A 343-nucleotide genomic window follows, 5' to 3' on the forward strand; every position below is an offset into this window, starting at 1 on the left:
AGCGAGGATCTCGCCGCGCTGACCAGCGACCAGGTGCGTGCCTTGAGCACCGGCCAGATCGGCGGGCTCACGACGGGCCAGATGGCCAATATCACCAGCGAGGATCTGCAGGCCTTCAAGACCGAGCAGATCCGCGCGCTGGGCTCGGCCCAGCTCGGTGCCCTGGCCTCCGAGAGCATTGTGGCCTTGCAAAGCCAGCAAGTCGCGGCCCTGGGTTCCGCCCAGGTCGGCGGTCTGGAGACCGACCAGCTGGCCGCGATGGAATCGGCCGATCTGCGTGCGATGAACACGGCCGCCTTGCGCGCCCTGTCGACCGCGCAGATCGACGGCCTGAGCACCGATC

General features: G+C 68.5%; 1 protein-coding gene. It reads left to right on the forward strand.

Annotation, left to right across the window (positions count from 1 at the left end):
* Positions 1–343, forward strand: a 343-nt coding sequence (locus ABGI63_RS25820; RefSeq protein ID WP_349745378.1) for a hypothetical protein, incomplete at both ends; no start/stop codon positions are given.

This window comes from Roseateles cavernae, from assembly GCF_040187885.1.
Taxonomy (GTDB): domain Bacteria; phylum Pseudomonadota; class Gammaproteobacteria; order Burkholderiales; family Burkholderiaceae_C; genus Roseateles_E; species Roseateles_E cavernae.